General features: G+C 40.0%; 14 protein-coding genes, 2 pseudogenes and 1 other annotated feature. Of the genes and pseudogenes, 13 read left to right on the forward strand and 3 right to left on the reverse strand.

Translation table 11 applies throughout. The features are described 5' to 3' along the window. Positions 1-49: 49 nt before the first annotated feature. Both AC3WJJ_RS01145 and AC3WJJ_RS01150 read left to right on the forward strand, forming a co-directional pair. A complete protein-coding gene (locus tag AC3WJJ_RS01145; RefSeq protein ID WP_492537251.1) occupies positions 50-529 on the forward strand; it encodes an arsenate-mycothiol transferase ArsC in 480 nt (159 codons plus the stop codon). A gap of 14 nt (positions 530-543) precedes the next feature. Beyond that, the gene (locus tag AC3WJJ_RS01150; protein WP_492537253.1) at positions 544-690 is read left to right on the forward strand and encodes a hypothetical protein; all 147 of its coding nucleotides are present in this window, start codon (positions 544-546) and stop codon (positions 688-690) included. A 392-nt stretch (positions 691-1,082) separates the two neighbouring features. Here the strand turns inward: AC3WJJ_RS01150 and AC3WJJ_RS01155 are convergent, their stop codons facing one another. Next, the gene (locus AC3WJJ_RS01155) at positions 1,083-2,432 is read right to left on the reverse strand and encodes an amino acid permease (RefSeq protein WP_492537255.1); all 1,350 of its coding nucleotides are present in this window, start codon (positions 2,430-2,432) and stop codon (positions 1,083-1,085) included. Between the two features lie 100 nt (positions 2,433-2,532). Next, positions 2,533-2,767, reverse strand: a binding site (T-box leader). Positions 2,768-2,926: 159 nt separating this feature from the next. Here AC3WJJ_RS01155 and AC3WJJ_RS01160 point away from each other — a divergent pair. Next, positions 2,927-3,532 (forward strand): pentapeptide repeat-containing protein, encoded by a 606-nt coding sequence (locus AC3WJJ_RS01160; RefSeq protein ID WP_492537257.1) that lies wholly within the window; start codon positions 2,927-2,929, stop codon positions 3,530-3,532. On the opposite strand, the gene AC3WJJ_RS01165 is transcribed toward AC3WJJ_RS01160, so the two are convergent. Next, positions 3,533-4,087, reverse strand: a complete 555-nt coding sequence (locus AC3WJJ_RS01165; RefSeq protein WP_492537259.1) for a nucleotidyltransferase family protein — start codon at positions 4,085-4,087, stop codon at positions 3,533-3,535. A gap of 95 nt (positions 4,088-4,182) precedes the next feature. Here AC3WJJ_RS01165 and AC3WJJ_RS01170 point away from each other — a divergent pair. The 5 genes and pseudogenes from AC3WJJ_RS01170 to AC3WJJ_RS01190 form a co-directional block, all read left to right on the forward strand. Continuing rightward, a pseudogene (locus AC3WJJ_RS01170) lies at positions 4,183-4,430 on the forward strand (GNAT family N-acetyltransferase); the annotation flags it as partial. 329 nt (positions 4,431-4,759) lie between these two features. Next, positions 4,760-7,204 (forward strand): glycoside hydrolase family 38 N-terminal domain-containing protein, encoded by a 2,445-nt coding sequence (locus tag AC3WJJ_RS01175; protein ID WP_492537261.1) that lies wholly within the window; start codon positions 4,760-4,762, stop codon positions 7,202-7,204. A 197-nt stretch (positions 7,205-7,401) separates the two neighbouring features. Further along, positions 7,402-10,146 (forward strand): endo-beta-N-acetylglucosaminidase, encoded by a 2,745-nt coding sequence (locus AC3WJJ_RS01180; RefSeq protein WP_492537262.1) that lies wholly within the window; start codon positions 7,402-7,404, stop codon positions 10,144-10,146. 139 nt (positions 10,147-10,285) lie between these two features. Further along, complete coding sequence (locus AC3WJJ_RS01185) at positions 10,286-12,376, forward strand: CAP and S-layer homology domain-containing protein (protein ID WP_492537263.1); 2,091 nt, start codon at positions 10,286-10,288, stop codon at positions 12,374-12,376. 155 nt (positions 12,377-12,531) lie between these two features. Then, the gene (locus tag AC3WJJ_RS01190) at positions 12,532-13,233 is read left to right on the forward strand and encodes a thioesterase domain-containing protein (RefSeq protein ID WP_492537265.1); all 702 of its coding nucleotides are present in this window, start codon (positions 12,532-12,534) and stop codon (positions 13,231-13,233) included. Positions 13,234-13,254: 21 nt separating this feature from the next. On the opposite strand, the gene AC3WJJ_RS01195 is transcribed toward AC3WJJ_RS01190, so the two are convergent. Continuing rightward, on the reverse strand, positions 13,255-13,596 hold the full coding sequence (locus tag AC3WJJ_RS01195) for a nitrous oxide-stimulated promoter family protein (RefSeq protein WP_492537267.1): 342 nt from the start codon (positions 13,594-13,596) through the stop codon (positions 13,255-13,257). A 398-nt stretch (positions 13,597-13,994) separates the two neighbouring features. Between AC3WJJ_RS01195 and AC3WJJ_RS01200 the strand changes: the two are divergent. The 5 genes and pseudogenes from AC3WJJ_RS01200 to AC3WJJ_RS01220 form a co-directional block, all read left to right on the forward strand. Continuing rightward, positions 13,995-14,054: pseudogene (locus AC3WJJ_RS01200) on the forward strand (hypothetical protein); the annotation flags it as partial. Between the two features lie 60 nt (positions 14,055-14,114). Further along, positions 14,115-14,453 carry a hypothetical protein gene (locus tag AC3WJJ_RS01205; protein WP_492537269.1) on the forward strand — a complete coding sequence of 113 codons (339 nt, stop codon included), beginning with the start codon at positions 14,115-14,117 and terminating at the stop codon, positions 14,451-14,453. A gap of 63 nt (positions 14,454-14,516) precedes the next feature. Then, entirely contained in the window at positions 14,517-14,879 is a 363-nt protein-coding gene (locus AC3WJJ_RS01210) for a VOC family protein (RefSeq protein WP_422656770.1), read from the forward strand. Between the two features lie 297 nt (positions 14,880-15,176). Further along, positions 15,177-15,452: an acyl carrier protein gene (locus tag AC3WJJ_RS01215; RefSeq protein ID WP_422656769.1), complete on the forward strand. Its 276-nt coding sequence runs from the start codon at positions 15,177-15,179 to the stop codon at positions 15,450-15,452. Beyond that, on the forward strand, positions 15,439-16,824 hold the full coding sequence (locus AC3WJJ_RS01220; protein WP_492537271.1) for a hypothetical protein: 1,386 nt from the start codon (positions 15,439-15,441) through the stop codon (positions 16,822-16,824). The genes AC3WJJ_RS01215 and AC3WJJ_RS01220 overlap by 14 nt, the downstream gene beginning before the upstream one ends. Positions 16,825-16,833 lie beyond the last annotated feature (9 nt).

Below are 16,833 nucleotides of genomic sequence, written 5' to 3' on the forward strand. Positions count from 1 at the left end.
ATTGAAATTCTTGTTAATTAGACTTATTAGTAGAATGGAGTTGCATTCAATGAATATTATGTTTGTGTGTACTGATAATTTTACTCGAAGTGTAATAGCTGAATTTTGTATGAAGGATTTTCTTCGCAGAAGTAGTAATACTTCAATAAAGGTCAATTCTGCGGGTATACAAGCAAATAATGATATTAGCAAGTATTCGAATATTCATTTTAAGATAATGAATGAACTGAATATAGACACCACTGGTTTCACCAGGACAATGTTTGATGGTAGGTTTTTTAATGAATATGACGTAATCATTGCTATGAGTGATTTGCATCGTACTTATATTAAAGAGCAATACAATCGTGATGTTCCTTTATTTAATGAAATATATAACGGTCAAAAAACCTCAGTGAATATAGGACCGCCCGATAGTAAAGATTTTTTGGAACAAATGAACAAGCTGGTCCATTTCTTTTATGAAGCAACGCCCCAAATGATTCGGAACATAGAGGAAAATAGAACTCACGTTAAAAGACTTAATTAAGGAGGGAATTTTGGATGGAGATATTATGGTTTATTATTATGGGCATGGGTATTGCATTTATTCTTTTATTCTTAGGTGAGATTGGTATAGTGTTACTTGGAGGAGCTACCTTTGGGCTTCTATTGTACATAGCAATTAAGATATCAACCAAGAATAGATAAGAAATATGAGGTGAAAGAATTGTTATTGGAAGAAGAGGTCTTATTATTCTTAAGACTTGGGTTGTTCATTGTTATGGTCCCTACAATCATAGTGGTTACTACTTTAATGATGAAGCATAAGAAAAGGGGATATGGGTGGATTCTTGCTCACTTCGTTCTATTCAGTATTTGCGCACTGGCAAGTATAAGGATACTCGAGACAAGGGCACAAACTAGCTCATGGTATAACTCGTTATCATTTGCATGGATTGGCATAGTATGGGCCGTCAGTATGTGCTTCCTCGTACTAGGTCTTCTAAATTTAAGTAAAGTCCACTCAATGAAATAAGGCAGCGCTCCCGGATTTGAGGGAGTGACTGCCTTATTCTACATTACCTGAGAGACACATTTCTCTAAATATTGTGAAAGCGTCCTTTGAAAATATAAGTTAGCGTAATGATGATGTAAATGGCTAGCGTAATACTGGTTACAATGATCGATGTCGTACACACAATACCGATTAGAATAGCACATAAAGCGATAATGGCGATCCAAGTTGTATACGGAAAGAATTTCACTTTATAGCCACTAGTATGTCCAGGCATTTTCTTACGTGATTTCAGATGAGCAATCGCTATGATTAACCAGATAAATAACACGGTATACCCAAGGGACCCCATTAAATAGTCGAATGTCTTACTACCTGCAAATAAGGAAATGATCACACCAATATATAAAAAAGAAGTACATATTAAAATGGCGTACACAGGGACCTTCTTGTTAGATAGACGCGAAAAGATTGATGGGATCAGTCCATCCATGGCTTGAGTGTAGAGTACACGGGATGCACCATACAGACCGGAATTCATCGATGAAATAATGGCGAGCAGGATAACAGCATTCATAATGTGATCCGCACCAGGAATTCCTATCATGTTAAACACCATCACAAACGGACTTTCCGGTACGCCATTCACTTCTGTCCATGGGATTAGACTGACAATGATGAAGAACGGAATAATATAGAAGGAAATGATCCGGAATAACGTATTACGAACCGCTTTAGGCACAACTTTTTCAGGGTTCTTCGTTTCTGCGAGAGTAACACCTATGATTTCTGTACCTCCGTAGGAGTAAATGACAACAAGCATTGCTGTAATAATACCGCTAGGACCATTCGGAAAGAATCCTCCATGATTTGTTAAATTAGAAAAACCAACAGCTGTATGATTACCGAAGCTGACGAGTAAAAGAATAAAACCTGCAATAATAAATACAACAATAACCGTTATTTTAATTAAAGCCAGCCAATACTCTGTTTCAGCAAACACTTTAACGGATAATAAGTTAATTGCAGTTACGATGATGGATACAACTAGAGCGAGAATCCAAATCGGATATTCTGGTAACCAGTACTGTATAAAAATAGCTGCAACGATGGCTTCGGCTGTAATATTAAGCACCCACATTTTCCAATAGATCCAGTCCAAAAAATAAGCGGGGTACCTTCCTAGGATTGACTCTACTAGATCTCTAAATGTTCTAGCATTACTATTACGTACAGCCATTTCGGCGAGACCCTGTAAAACGAATAGTAGAATGATTCCTCCTATTAAATAAGCGATAATGACGGAAGGACCTGCCATATCAATAGCTGAACTACTTCCTTTAAAAAGGCCAGCTCCAATAGCTCCGCCTAAAGCCATCATCATAATATGACGAGAAGTCATTGTCCGCTGTAATTTCTGGTTGTCTCTCTCCATAACAATTCCTCCAACAATCATAATCTTAACTATAAATTAAAATGTTCTTCGTATTGCATTAGAAAAAGGCATATCGTCTCTTCCTTCATACTTCTATGAAAGAAGAGACGATATGCCTTAAGCAAACCGCAGTACCACTCTTGTTGGTTCACGAATGAACCCAGCTCTTAAACCTTGTAACGAAGGTTACTCGTTAAAACATAGAGAATAGTTGACCTATTCTTTTTGTCTTACCACTCCTGGGCGAGTTCAGAGTATTATTGGACTGCTTCACACCAATCGCAGCTCTCTTTACCTAATAATTCACTCTTACTATTCCCTATCTTTGTGTTATCTATATGAGTTCTTATCATCTTTATAATATTTAGTACTATACGAATTTGTATTTATAAAGTCAATGATAATTTTACGTTAAGGTACATTTTTAGTCGTATGGTATAGTAAGAAGAGCCATCATAAGTGATGAATGACTAACCTTTTCTAGGAGGCAACAAATGTTTCAATATAGTAATCAGCAGTATTCAGGTATCGACTTTGGAACACAAGACTTAAGATATGGTGATCTCATAAGTTGTACATTTAAGAATTGCTCATTCGTTAACGGATCACTTGATGAAATCACGTCTAGCAATTGTAGGTTTGTTGAATGTGACTTTCGTGGAGCAACATTAAATGGCTCTATTCATAAAGAAACGGCATTTGAGAATTGCATTTTCAATGGTGCCAATCTGTTTGTATCCAAATTCGAGGTGTGTAAAACGACTGGCTCAGACTTTACAGAAGCTAATATGGATGGCCTGTCCATCGTTCAAGGAGACTGGTCATACACCAATTTGAGACATACCCGATTAGTAAGACAGGATTTACGAGGGGTTAAGTTTTATGAAGCGGATTTATCGGGAGCCAATCTGGAAAAAGCTGATCTAAGAGACTGTGACCTAACCATGGCGGTCCTAACAAAAGCTAAGCTGCAGAGTGCTGATGTAAGAGGAGCGAAGATGGAAGGTGTGGATTTTAAAACATTCTCGGTGAATGGTATGAAAATGGACAGGGAGCAGGCTGTATTGTTTGCACTTTCATATGGGGCGAAGGTAGGTTAATTACACTTCTATTGATAGATCAACCCAAATTTCATTCCATTTTTTCTCTTGCATGCGTTCTATATAAATTGAATGCAATTGGCTATTCTTTTGATAATATGGGGTAGGTTTAACCTTCTTTCTAAATAGATCCTCAAGTCCATAGGGTGCCATAATTATCATCTCATTATTGCACTTTTTGGCAGCAATTGCGGTAGGGATTTCAGTGAAATGAGCAACTCCGTCAATGGATGACTTGAAAGGGTCGAATCCATTTTTCAAATGCATACGTGCTTGATTTTTTACAGACCAAGGTTGATTTGGTATTAATGTCTCTAATTTTTGTTCCAATTCCTTTTCAGTTTCCCATGAGGTATCTGTGCTATCGAAGTATATAACATCAATGTCGTTTATAGGTGTATGTATATTGTGTAATACATCCCACACTTTATTTCTAAGGATTCCAGCAGCAACCCAGGCATCGTTTAGATTTAGTGCCTCAACGGCTTCGAGTACTGAAAATATGTATTTATCTCTATTAATAATGTCGATCAATTGGGTTTCGTAATTAGTCACATTAAAACTCCTTCCTTAATCACACTGTATATATAGAATATTATACTCACCTTTGAATGGAATGATATGAAATGAACAACAGATTACAGGATTCGGGCTATACATACGGAATCTTCACGAAAGAGAGAGATGAACTGATAGGAAGAATTGCACTCACGGGCATCGTTAGAGGTCCTTTCCAAAATGCGTACCTGGGGTATTTCATAGACGAGCAGCACAATGGCAAAGGTCGATTCGCGTACTAGAAAAATCAGGCTTTAGATACGAAGGACTTGCACACAACTATTTAAAGATCAATGGTGTACGGGAAGATCACTGTTTGTATGCGATCACTACTAAATAAGGATCAATAAATATTCACGAAGAATGAGCTGCCTGCAAATGGGTAGCTCTTTTAATTTCTTGTGTTAATCCTGCATATCAATGTTCCGTATAATTATGTCCTTATTGTACAAAAAAATGGCGTATCTTTTTAAAGAATGGTACCAGCTAGTTCAGTACAATGTATGATAACTATTAAAATTATGGATTACATTGGAGGGCGAGCTGTGACGGATTATCTATATCGCAATGCATCATTGCCTACAGTAGAACGAGTGAATGATCTCCTTGCCAGGATGACAACAGCTGAAAAAATAGTAAACCATACTTATATAAGAGGAGATTTTTCATATGACACAATCTGCTAAATGGACGATCTACGCGATACAGCACTCACATACAGATGTAGGCTACACCGAGCGCCAAGAGAAGATACGTCAGTATCATGTTGATTTTATACGTCAAGCCCTTGGGATTATTCGAGAAATACGATCTGGTAATCGACCAGACTGGAAGGGATATAAATGGGTTTGTGAAACGTTTTGGCCGATTGAAACCTTCTTGGAGAAAGCGACCGAGACAGAACGCGAGGAGCTGGCAGAAGCTTTCCGTAGAGGCGATTTCGGTCTATCTGGAACCTACCTGAATATGAGTGAGTTGGTTGGTAAAGAATTACTCGACTCGATGCTTGGCCGAATTCGAAGCTATGCGAAATCAATTAATGTGAAGCTAGAATCTGCAATGACAGCAGATATTACAGGCTTTAGCTGGGGCTACGGTCAATCACTGCATGACATGGGGATTCGCAACATGATTACTTGTATTCATACGCATCACTCCATGTTCCCTCTACGTAAGAAGCAGACACCTTTTTGGTGGGAGACACCGAAAGGTGATCGCATTCTGATCTGGAATGGCGAGCATTACGTGTTCGGTAATGACCTCGGTATCCAGCCGGGGCTTGGTGGTAATTATACAATTCGTGACGAGATGGACACTTCTAAAGGCGGCGTAACGTTTGAGATGGCAGAGATTCGAATCAATCGTTATCTTGAGCGGCTGAAGAAGGATGGTTTTCCATACCCGTTCATTCCAGTCATGCTATCTGGGCTACCTACAGATAACAGTTCGCCAAATGCGGAAATGATGGACTTTGTAAACAAGTGGAACGAGAAACATGGTGACCAAATTTGTATTCAGCCTGCAACGCTGGATGATTTCTTTGAAGAGGTTCGAAAGTATTCGGATGATATTCCAGTTTATCGTGGTGACTGGCCAGACTGGTGGACGGACGGAACGGGATCGACACCGATGCATGTTCAAGTATTCCGCGAGGCCCAGCGCGCTTACGAGAAAGTGAGACGCTTAGACCCTGCATGCGAAATTGTATCGGAGACGACCATGAAGGAAATGGAGAATGAATTGATGCTGTTCGCTGAGCATACTTGGGGATATCACTCCTCCGTTTCGGAACCGTGGAATCCGTTCGTACAGGAGCTTGGCGTTCGTAAAGATGCATTTGCAGCGAATGCAAGTACGCTGGCACATACAGCACTCTACGACATACTTGAGGCGAAAGGTGATGCTCTGCTGGCACCAAATCGTCCAATGCGCTTCCGTGTTCACAATCCGTATTCCTTTGTACAAGAAGATTACGCTCATTTTATTATGGAGTTTTGGCATTTGGATGAAATCCGTGATGGATTCGAAGTATACGATGAAGTCAGGGGTGATATTTATCCAGCCCAGCTTCGCGTAGCACACCGAGGTGCAATCGTTACGGTTCCGGTTAAATTGCAGCCTGGCGAAGAACGCACGTTGCGTATTCGTGCCGCGCAGATACCTGCAGACCGCACGGCATTCGGTTCCGATTTACTTGGATCAGACCGAGTAACGGACATTGCGGACCCGAATGATACTTCTGCTATCAAAGTCACTTACACAACGCTTGAGACACCGTTTGTACGGATGGAATGGCGCCTCGGAGACGGTATTGTTTCATGGATGGACAAGAAAACAGGTAAAGAGATGCTGCGTGCAGACCGAAATCATCATGCATTTAGCCCCGTTTACGACGTTACAAAAGCGGCTAAAGTGGAGGAAATGAATGATATCAGGCGCAAGATGGGTCGCAATCGTAAAAGTCCAGATGCATGGGTCTCTGTTGGCAAACTGCTAAAAGCAGAAGTCGCAGACAAAGGTCAGCTATACACAAGTGTAAGACTGACTTATGAAGTAGACGGATGTCAACATTACTCGCTGCTCGTGACTGCATATGCGGATAAACCTCGTATGGATGTTGCGGTGCGTATGCATAAGAATAGTGTATGGGATCCAGAAAATATGTATATTTCGATTCCATTCGGTGGACCGATCGAAGAGGGGCAACAGGAACTTTGGGTAGATAAACTTCAAGCACCCACTCGGCTGCGTATCGACCAACTACCGGGCAGTTTAATAGACTACTATTGCTTGGGTGAAGGGGCGGTCTATACCGAAGCGAATCAAGGGGTTGCTATTGCAATGCCGGATACACCACTTATTCAATTGGGTTCCTTGAAGCATGAATTCCGTATGCTGCAAGATGATGAAGGTATGCAGGATGACCCAGCACATCTGTACGCTTGGCCGATGAATAACTATTGGGAAACAAATTTCCGTGCCACGCTGGGTGGTTTCTACGAATTTCGGTATTTTGTTTCTTGGGGGGAAGATTTATCACAACCTGTATCTGCGCTTGAAACATGCCGCAGTATGAACGCTGGTATTCTAGCTTGGCGGATTAAAGAATCCTGATTGATTAATGTGGTAGATGAGATGACGTAATTTACTTTTAAACGGCGGCCCACGAGGCCGCCATTTTTTATTAGGATAGATCTTTCATAACAAATGAAGAGGATTTAAGCGGTTAACGTTGAATATGAGTTTGATAGTCATTGAGGAAGGTTAGGGGTTAGACTCAATTAAATCGACTTTAATAGGAGGAACGATCCATGGAACATAGAGACTCAGTAGTTTCAAACTCAGTTTTGAGTGCGCTTTCAAACCTGGCGTTAGAAGAGATGACAGAAGATAACAAAGGACCAACAAGAGAGGTGATCTTCGGGGAGAATCAACCGGTTACTCATGGATATCGAGCTGTGGATATTGAGCATTGGAATCCAGAGACGGATCCGAATGCTGAGCGCCTAAGAGCTTTTGTACCATTGCAAAAAAGAAATGATGCATTCGCAGCAACGCAGGCCAATCCCAAACTTAGTCCTGATACCGAGTTATATAACTTAACAGGGGATTATGATTTTTATTTCCTAGGTGCTACGCCTTATAATAACGAATTCTCGAACTACTTGTTTAATTTTTGGCAATATACGGATTATTATGGCGGATGGCATGGAACGGTAACAGAAGATGTACCTCCAAACTTATATGACCCTTCGGAAACCGGAGAGGAGAAAATATTTGAATTTGGAATTGTAGATTTACCTAATCCAGCTTATACAAATGCTGCACATAAGAATGGAGTGAAATCCGTAGGTTGTATTTTTATCCCCCGTGGTGGACAGCCTTATGATCTATTGTTAAAACAGCGAGAAGATGGAACATTCCCCGTAGCAGAGAAGCTCATTGAAATGAAAGAGTACTTCGGCTTTGACGGGTATTTCATCAATCAGGAAACCTCCATTAAGCCTGAACATATTAAGATTTATAAGGCTTTTACAAAAACCTTAGTTGATGCAGGTTTATATACGCAGTGGTATGACACGGTGGATGATGAGCATGGCAAGCTGACCTATCAGCCTTCATTGATTCCTTCTCATAGCTCATTTGTTCGAGATGAAGAAATGGGTGGGGTTATGTGTCATTCTATCTTTATGAACTACAATTGGAATTCGCCAGATGGTTGGAATAATGGACCAAGTACAGATCAATCTTACATTATGAAGACCGTAGAAGAAGCGCATCGTAGAGGAATTGATCCTGTAAAAACTGTCTTTTCCGGTGTTGAGGCAGGTATGGGGGGATTTGGTGGTTCTCATAACTCAACACGAAATATGGACGTAATTCTAGATCCAAAGACAGGTAATCCATTGACTTCTATCGCTACACTAGGAGGGAATTTCGTTCAGTCTGCGCTTGAGAATAATAGAGATGATCATAATCAGTGGAAAATTGCTGAGCGTGAGCGCATGTGGTACACAGGTGTTAAGATGGACCCAACCAATACAGAAAAACAGCCTGGATATGCAAGGCCAGATATTGGTGTGGAAGATGCCTCTGAATGGAATGGGATATCCAGGTATATTACGGAACGCTCAGTCATTCACGGAAGTACCTTCGTAACGAACTTTAATACGGGTCATGGCATGAAATATTATGTGAATGCAGCCGTTTCGAATGATGAGAAATGGTCCAACATCAATTTACAAGATATTCTTCCCACTTGGCAGTGGTGGATTGATACAGATGGAACGAAGCTACAAGTCGATTTTGATTATGGGGACGCTGTAGAAAATGGCGATAAATTCAACTATCAACGTATTGGCGCCTATAATGGTGGTTGTTCACTTGTTGTGAATGGAACTTTAGATGCGAAGAACTTCCTGCGCCTCTATAAAACAGATCTGGACGTTAAAAGTACATCAACTGCGTTAATTACATACAATAAAACGTCAGTGGAAGACTGTTCGGAGATTCAGTTAGGATTGATCTTCAAAGATGCCCCGAATCATGTTGAAGCCATTCCTATACAAAGTAGTGGGATTAAAACCTATGGATACAAGACAGCACAGCTGGATTTAAGTGCTTATGCGAAACGTACGATTGCTGCGATCGGTTTAATTTTCAATCCCAAAGGGGAGACGATATTTAACTATCAAGTGAATATAGGTGAACTTAAAATTACAGATGGACAAGATTATACACCAAGTACACCTGAAGGATTTGCGATTAAGAATCGGTTCCATACCAATGAGTTCAATCTGATATGGAATCGTGAAGATTACAATATAGTGAAGCAATATCACCTATATGCACAGCTGATGGATGGCAGAGAGCAGTTTTTGGGTGGATTATATGGTGATCAATTCTACGTGAAATCGCTGGATAAACAAGCTGTAGCTCTTAAATTAACGGCTGTTGGTTCTGATCATTCGGAAAGTAACCCAGCGATCATATCTCTTCATCGCGAATACTTCTTATCGAATGTGATCGTTAACGAGAATAGCGAAGGCTTTTTAATTCAATGGGGTGAACAAACTCACGGTAGCAAAATTCGATTCGATTTAAGTTTTACCGATGGTCGGAAAGATACCTACACACAGATTGTTGATATGAACTTGGGTTCTACCACATTTGAAGTTCCTGTTAAAGACGATGATCGATATCTATTGAATATATCCAGTCTTGAAGTGGACGATTCATTCATTGACACGGTCAGCTTTACGGGGAAAATGCTAGATATGTATTCGGAGCCGTTCGATGGCAGTTACTATATTGACGGAGATACACTAGGCATTGATGTACCCTCCTCCAAAGATTGGTGGCATATGTACGTTACAATCAATGGTGAAGTCTTTCAACCCACGAAGAAGTATAATGATATGGAAACCGATTATTTCATTCGAGGTTTTCATGATTTGATTGGGATACCAGTTCCTGAGAATGGTTCAATCCTAAGTATTGCACTGGAGGATTATAAGGGGAATATGTCCGAGACCCGTAATATTACGATTTTGTAGAAAGAGAGTCGCCTTAACGGCGGCTTTTTTCTATGCTTTTTTTCTCTAAGAAAAGCACATTGAAATACCGATATAGTACCTGTACATAGCTGGAAGCAATTGTATACATGAAATAATTTAAAAGAGGAGAGGTTTGAAGGTGGCATCAACATTAGACAAAAGAAAATCACGATTAAGGTGGATTGGAAGAGTACTAGCACTCTGCATTCTACTACATAGTTCTTATGGCATCTCATCAGCGGGTACATATCAAGCATATGCTGAATCAGGAGTAACATCATACTCCAAGGATCAGCTTGAGGCACTAGATTATCTGAATTTGGTGAGATCCAAAGCCGGTCTTAAACCGGTATCGCTGGATCCACATGTTACGCAAGCAGCAATTGACCATGCAAAATACTATAACCTGAATAAAGAAGAGAAGGTTTCTCTGAGTGCACACCAGCAGGTGCAAGGCAAGCCAGGCTTTACAGGGAAGAGCGCTTCAGATCGCATAAAAACTGCCGGTTATCAATCGCCGAGCCGATTTGGATTTGGATACGGAGAAGTGATGGGTTTTCAAAAGAAAACGAGCACCGACGCCATGAAAGAGTGGCTTAACACTGCCTACCATCGCGTGATCATTCTGGACTCCAGCTATCAGAAGATTGGGATCGGCTTAGTGGAAGGTACGGCAGTGGTCGATCTAGTAAGCGAATATCAAAGTACACCTCAAGTGACTAATGATCTTACGGTCTATCCGTATGATGGAATGACGGACTCTGTTGTTGGGTTTTACGGTCATGAGATCCCTAACCCCTTGCAGCAGTTTGACGTTGACTTTTCAGGTACCATTATTTCGGCAGTTGCGAATGAGAAGATAGCCTCGTATAACGCAGTTATAAAGGATGAAAAGGGACGAGTTGTCCCTCATTTTCATGAATTATATGGGAGTAAGAAAATCTTCTTATATCCTAAAGAGATACTAGAAGGTCATCATACCTATAAAGTGTCTATAGAAGCCGTACTTGCCGATTCTGGTAAACAGGTGAACCGTTCCTGGTCGTTTAAGACGGGGAAAGGAAGACAGCTGCAATCGATAGATACGTTATATCCTGAACTTATTATCAATACGAATAGTCCGGAACAGCTGTACATACAAGGAAGATATGATGATAGAACAACGCTGACAAACCCTGCAGGTCTTATCTTTACTAGCAGTAAGAATAGTGGCCTGAGTATTACGGATGGAGGTTTGGTTACGGGGAAAAGTCCAGGGGTCTATACCGTTACGGTTCGTACACCTAAAGGTGCAAAAACCCAAATTAAAGTCTCAGTTCTTCAAAAGCTTATCATGAAAAAATATACGGGCTCAAATGCATCTAAATATGAGGATATTCAAAAGCATGAACAAAAGTCTTCGATTGAATGGGCACTGCAATCAGGAGTCATGACCGGATATGCGGATGGCAGCTTCAAACCTCAACAAACAGTCAGTGAGGCAGAGTTTTGGGTTATGTTCTTGAAAATGTTAAACATTCATTATGATGCTTACAAGCCGGCGAAATCTACGAACTGGGCAGATGGTGCTTATCAGATCGCTGAGAGCCGGAATATTCCTTTGGCAGGAATTAAAGATGTGAAGTTAAGAAATCAAAACATGACGAGACAGAAAGTCGCAGATATGATTACAGCCGCAGATGGTAAGAACTTTAATGCTACGGTTCAGTATGTTCTAGCTATGGATTATATGCGAGGGGTGACTTCAAGATCCCTTCAAGGGTTTGAATCCAATAAAATACTTACTCGCGCAGACGCTGCTGTATTACTCCATTATCTTCAGCCTAAATTAAAAGAGCTCAAGGGACGTCCTAAGTCTGAAACAGCAGATGAGGCGTTACCCAAAATGCCTGTTCAGGAATATTATCAAAAGCCTGCGAAGCTCGAAGATAAATCGATAATTGTAGAGTACACAGCTGAAGGGAAATTGAACGTAGAAGGGAAATTTCAAAGCTCAGTAGGCGAAACCCATACATTAATGGTCCAAACAAAAGATCCCGAAACCGGCAAAATGAAAGCCATTCAAGACTTTGAGATTACTGCGGACGATCAAGGTAAGTTTTCTTATCAATCAGCTGTCCCATATCAGGAAAAGATGCTGGTCATTTACCTTAAAGTGAAAAAAATCAACACTTATTACAGCATCGAAGTGACTCGGGGAACCATTAATATGCAGAAGTATTCATTATAATCTATTTTAAATTTTGTCTATAAAAAGCCTTGGCTGCCCAGCAGTCAAGGCTTTTTCGCTGATTCTTGTTTCGAAGAATCATGTCGCGTACAATCATGTATTAGTAGCTATCGAACGCACAATTCTTAGGAAGAAGGAGGGGGAATCTGATTACAATGTTTATATCCTCCAGCAGCACATGTACAGTAAATTGTCGCACAGTTGTTTACTTTTTTGCTGGGATCCTAACGTATCGGAATAATTTCGAAGCGGCTGCTAGGGAGATTGCTCTAAAATATCCCAATGTCAAAATCGTTACGATCTTTCCGTATGGAATGGCAAATGGAAAGAAGGGTTCTTCGTTGTTTCGTTTGTTAACTAAACAGCTTTCTCAAGTAGGCTATGACCTAACTCGCGACCGATCACGGCGGGTTATTAGTGCAACACAAATCATCCGCGAACATACCGAAGACGCGGAAAATATACTCTTTATTGGGCACAGCGCGGGTGGTGTGATCGCCTATCGAACGGGACTTCTTTTAGAAGAGAAATATGGAGTTGGAAGGGCTCAAATATTTGCTATAGGATGTCCTAAATTCTACCTGAAGGATATTCCATACAATGACCGTTTTACATACATCACGGGTCAGAATTCAGATAGAATCACAAGAATTGGTAGCTGGCGCATGCCTGGCTCTAGACAGTACCGAGGAAAGCCGTGTCGTGAAATTCAGATGGATTTTAATCCGATTCATCAAGGGTGGAGATTTCATGCATCGTATTTTCTGGAGTCTGTCTGGACGGATTCGAACCAAATGTTCCATAGCAATTCCGCAGACCTCATCAACAAAATCCATGAATTGTACCCAGGGAACTAACGTTTCAAGACCGGTTCCGTTTTACTTTCTGAACTTATTGGCTATAGGAATATGCTTAATAGACTCGATGGGGTGATATAGTAACATCCATGGGCCTGAAAATCGCATAACTTCCTTGATTTTCTGACGATAGTCTTGTTTATAACAATGGACAGGGCACTTGGCACAAGCTGTTTTCTCTTCTCCAAATCTGCAGAGGGATAATCTCTTACGGGCATAATCATGTAAGTCTTCGCATTCCTTGCAAAACTCATTTTGATGATGTTTCTTTTTACAATATATATGGATCATCTTAGTAACAATTGCTTTTTCTCTTCGGATTTTGGGACCATCATTAAATTGGCGTTTAGCTTTAAGTGTCATGGTGGAAAGCTCCCTTTCGAGAAATTTAGACAATACACCGATACTATAACAACAAGGTTGTTCGGATGTCGGTGATGATGATTACAGTTAACCTTGGAAATTTCGAACAATATGAATAAATGAGGGAGAGCGCAATGAAGATTCATATTATTACTGTTGAGTGTAAAAGATTAATCTAAATAAAAAATTATCTACTATCAATATCCTGAGCTTGTTACACTCCTTATATCAATAGTACTGGGGGTTGAAATGGATAATTCTAGTGTGAAGAATATTTGGAATAATTGGTCTGAAACATGGTATCAAAAATATAGAACAGAAGAGGTAATGCTGAAATAGCTAATAAACATAGTTGGGATATTGAGTTCGTATGCGATGATACAAGGTATTTAGGCACTATAACAAGTAATGAATATGATTTTGTTTATACCTCAAATGGAGTTCATATATGGATTGATGACTTAAAGTCGATGTATAAAAACATCTATCGAATTCTTAAAAATAATGGGAGCTACTTAATGTTTGATGTACATCCTTTTACCCGTCCCTTCGGAGATGATATTGAGAAACTAACAGTTGTTAGACCCTACAACTCAATAGGTCCTTTTCTGATCGAGAATGTATCTAGGTATACTTGGCGTATGCAGGACTTAATGAATGCGATGATATCATCGGGTCTTTGCATACATCAACTTGAAGAAATGTATGCTGAAGATGGCTCATTTTGGGTTGATGAATCTGAACATACAGTCGATATACATAAACAAGAACAGCTTGATAAATTATGTGACTGGCAACTGAACCCTTTGGCAGCTCTTCCTCAATGGTTATCGATAAAGGCGGCTAAACATACCTAACGAGACTGTCTTCATGCATAGTTAATATATAAGTATAAATTCCATTTGGGAGGAAATTATGAGATGAAAGTTACTAATCTTAGACCATTTATACCATCAGGCGAAGATTATATACTGGCTCAATGTTTTTTTGAAGATCTAGGTTTTGTGAAGATATACTCGGACGAAGGATTAAGTATTTTTCAAATGGATGAACAAGAATTCTTTCTCCAAAACTTTTTTAATCAAGAGTTTCAAGATAATTACATGGTAGAACTTATAGTTGAGGATTTAGATAAATGGTGGTCGCTCTTACAATCTGTTTACTCAATGAAGAAATATCCTATTAAGTTAACCGAACCTAAACAATATCCCTGGGGAAAACGGGAGATTAATCTGATTGATCCCGCTGGAGTGTGCTGGCATATCTCTGAATCTATCAAATGAATGAATATATAAAAAAGTCGCCATTAAGAATGGTACGTTTCAATGTTGATTATGTGTCTAACATTGAAATGTAGCTATTCCATATAGCGACTTTTTTTATTACTTATTTAATTATGAATTCACGTTTTTGTTAAAATATAGTGTTTTATTGTATTTTTAATTGACATTTTTTAACTATAAAAAGATAATAATTGTAAATATGGAATAAGGAGGAGTTGGGCGTTTGCCAAAGATAGAATAAATATCATACGGATTCTGTGAACCACTCATCATCAAATATTTTAAAGGAGTGTAGTTATGTACGATAAACTCGTAGACATTTTGTGCTCTATCAAAGAAGATCAACCAGAACTCCGTCAATCGCTATCTCTCGAAACCGATCTGAATAACGATATCGGCCTCGATTCTCTCCAAATGATTCAATTTATGCTCAAAGTTGAAGAACAATTAAACTTGATCATTGACTATGATAACTTCGATTACGAACATCTCCAATCCATCCAAACCTTTATCACTTTCCTAAATCACTGTCAGCAGCAAGAGCTGCCAATGTACGAAAATGTCAACCCTTGAACCTTATGAGGTTTCCAAAATCGTGATGGGTAACTTCGATCCCGAAACAAGTTGGCGGGACTTGGATCTAACAAGGCTGCCATCTGTACCTGACAAGGAGCGGGAATCAATTGTACTCTGCATGGATGAGTTGCTTTTTCCATTTTGCGAGTATAGAGATGTCTTATATACACGTTGCAAGATCAATCAAGCATTACATGATTATCTTAGCGGGCTAGGCTTCTCCTTTCAGGCTCAATATCGTTATGACTTGAACGATGAGAAGGAGCCGTTGCCCGAAATAAATTTATTTAATCGATGCATCTTTAAGCTGGCAACTGCTAATGCAAACCAACTTGTTAACTATAAAGCTAAGGCTCTCTCTCCTTTTGCGATTACGGCAGGTACAGAGGAGTATCTACAAGTTATGAGTTTATCAAGTGTTTTGCCAGATCTAGAGACGGCGGTACGTGTAAACTCCAAGATTTATTCTAATCGCCTGTTGGACAGTATCAATCAGAAAAGCTATGGCACTGAGGTGAAGAGCGCAGAAGAAATGGTGGCGATCGGTAACACCCTTCTTATGCAGGGGCCATATCTTCTGAAAGATCCTTATGGTGTTTCTGGTAAGGGTAATCTACTCATTGATAGTGAGGCTATGCAGCAAAGAATTGCTAGGCACATACATACTCAGGAGGATAGAGGACTCCGATCTCTATTCCTGCTAGAGCCTCTGCTAGCCAAAAAAACGGATTTCAGTTCACACTGGATCATTCAGAAAAACGGAGATAAAGAGCTTATTTCCGTTCAATTCATGATGAATCATCTTCAAAACTACGGTGGATCTATTCATGCAGATGAGGCTTTTAGAGCTGAATTATCTAGCAAGGGATACTTTCAAGTCATTGAGAAAGCACTCCAGGTTTTGGTGGAGGATGGGTATCACGGTTATGTCTGCTTTGACTCCATGGTTCTGGAGAATGGTGAAATTGTACCTATTGTAGAGATTAACGCACGAAAATCTATGGGGCTCATCAATGCATATCTGGATAAGCATTGGCACCCATATGGCCTTCATAGCTGGCTCACTTATGTGTCGGTAGGTCTTCCAGAAGGCTTCGAATTCGAGAATTTACTCCACTCGATGCGTGAATCAAGACTTCTATTAATTGTTCCGGGAGAATATGGGATCGTTCCTTTATCCTCAAATACTATGATGGTAAACGAGAACATACGTCGTCGACGCGTCTCAGAGGGATTACAGTTGAAAAAAGGCATTCCGAAAGGACGGCTGTATGTATCTGTGGTTGCACGGGATGATCAGCATCGTGATGAGCTATTTGAAAGACTTCACCATATGCTTGTGAGCTTGTCTGTAAAAGTATACAACTAAATTTAAAGA

This window comes from Paenibacillus sp. FW507-14B1B (assembly GCF_058781425.1).

Bases quoted from the DNA above. Each gene is read 5' to 3' on its own strand.
- AC3WJJ_RS01155 (WP_492537255.1), bottom strand. From the start codon at position 2,432: ATGGAGAGAGACAACCAGAAATTACAGCGGACAATGACTTCTCGTCAT.
- AC3WJJ_RS01180 (WP_492537262.1), top strand. From the start codon at position 7,402: ATGGAACATAGAGACTCAGTAGTTTCAAACTCAGTTTTGAGTGCGCTT.
- AC3WJJ_RS01215 (WP_422656769.1), top strand. From the start codon at position 15,177: ATGTACGATAAACTCGTAGACATTTTGTGCTCTATCAAAGAAGATCAA.
- AC3WJJ_RS01160 (WP_492537257.1), top strand. From the start codon at position 2,927: ATGTTTCAATATAGTAATCAGCAGTATTCAGGTATCGACTTTGGAACA.
- AC3WJJ_RS01220 (WP_492537271.1), top strand. From the start codon at position 15,439: ATGTCAACCCTTGAACCTTATGAGGTTTCCAAAATCGTGATGGGTAAC.
- AC3WJJ_RS01210 (WP_422656770.1), top strand. From the start codon at position 14,517: ATGAAAGTTACTAATCTTAGACCATTTATACCATCAGGCGAAGATTAT.
- AC3WJJ_RS01150 (WP_492537253.1), top strand. From the start codon at position 544: ATGGAGATATTATGGTTTATTATTATGGGCATGGGTATTGCATTTATT.
- AC3WJJ_RS01195 (WP_492537267.1), bottom strand. From the start codon at position 13,596: ATGACACTTAAAGCTAAACGCCAATTTAATGATGGTCCCAAAATCCGA.
- AC3WJJ_RS01190 (WP_492537265.1), top strand. From the start codon at position 12,532: ATGTTTATATCCTCCAGCAGCACATGTACAGTAAATTGTCGCACAGTT.
- AC3WJJ_RS01205 (WP_492537269.1), top strand. From the start codon at position 14,115: ATGTTTGATGTACATCCTTTTACCCGTCCCTTCGGAGATGATATTGAG.
- AC3WJJ_RS01175 (WP_492537261.1), top strand. From the start codon at position 4,760: ATGACACAATCTGCTAAATGGACGATCTACGCGATACAGCACTCACAT.
- AC3WJJ_RS01145 (WP_492537251.1), top strand. From the start codon at position 50: ATGAATATTATGTTTGTGTGTACTGATAATTTTACTCGAAGTGTAATA.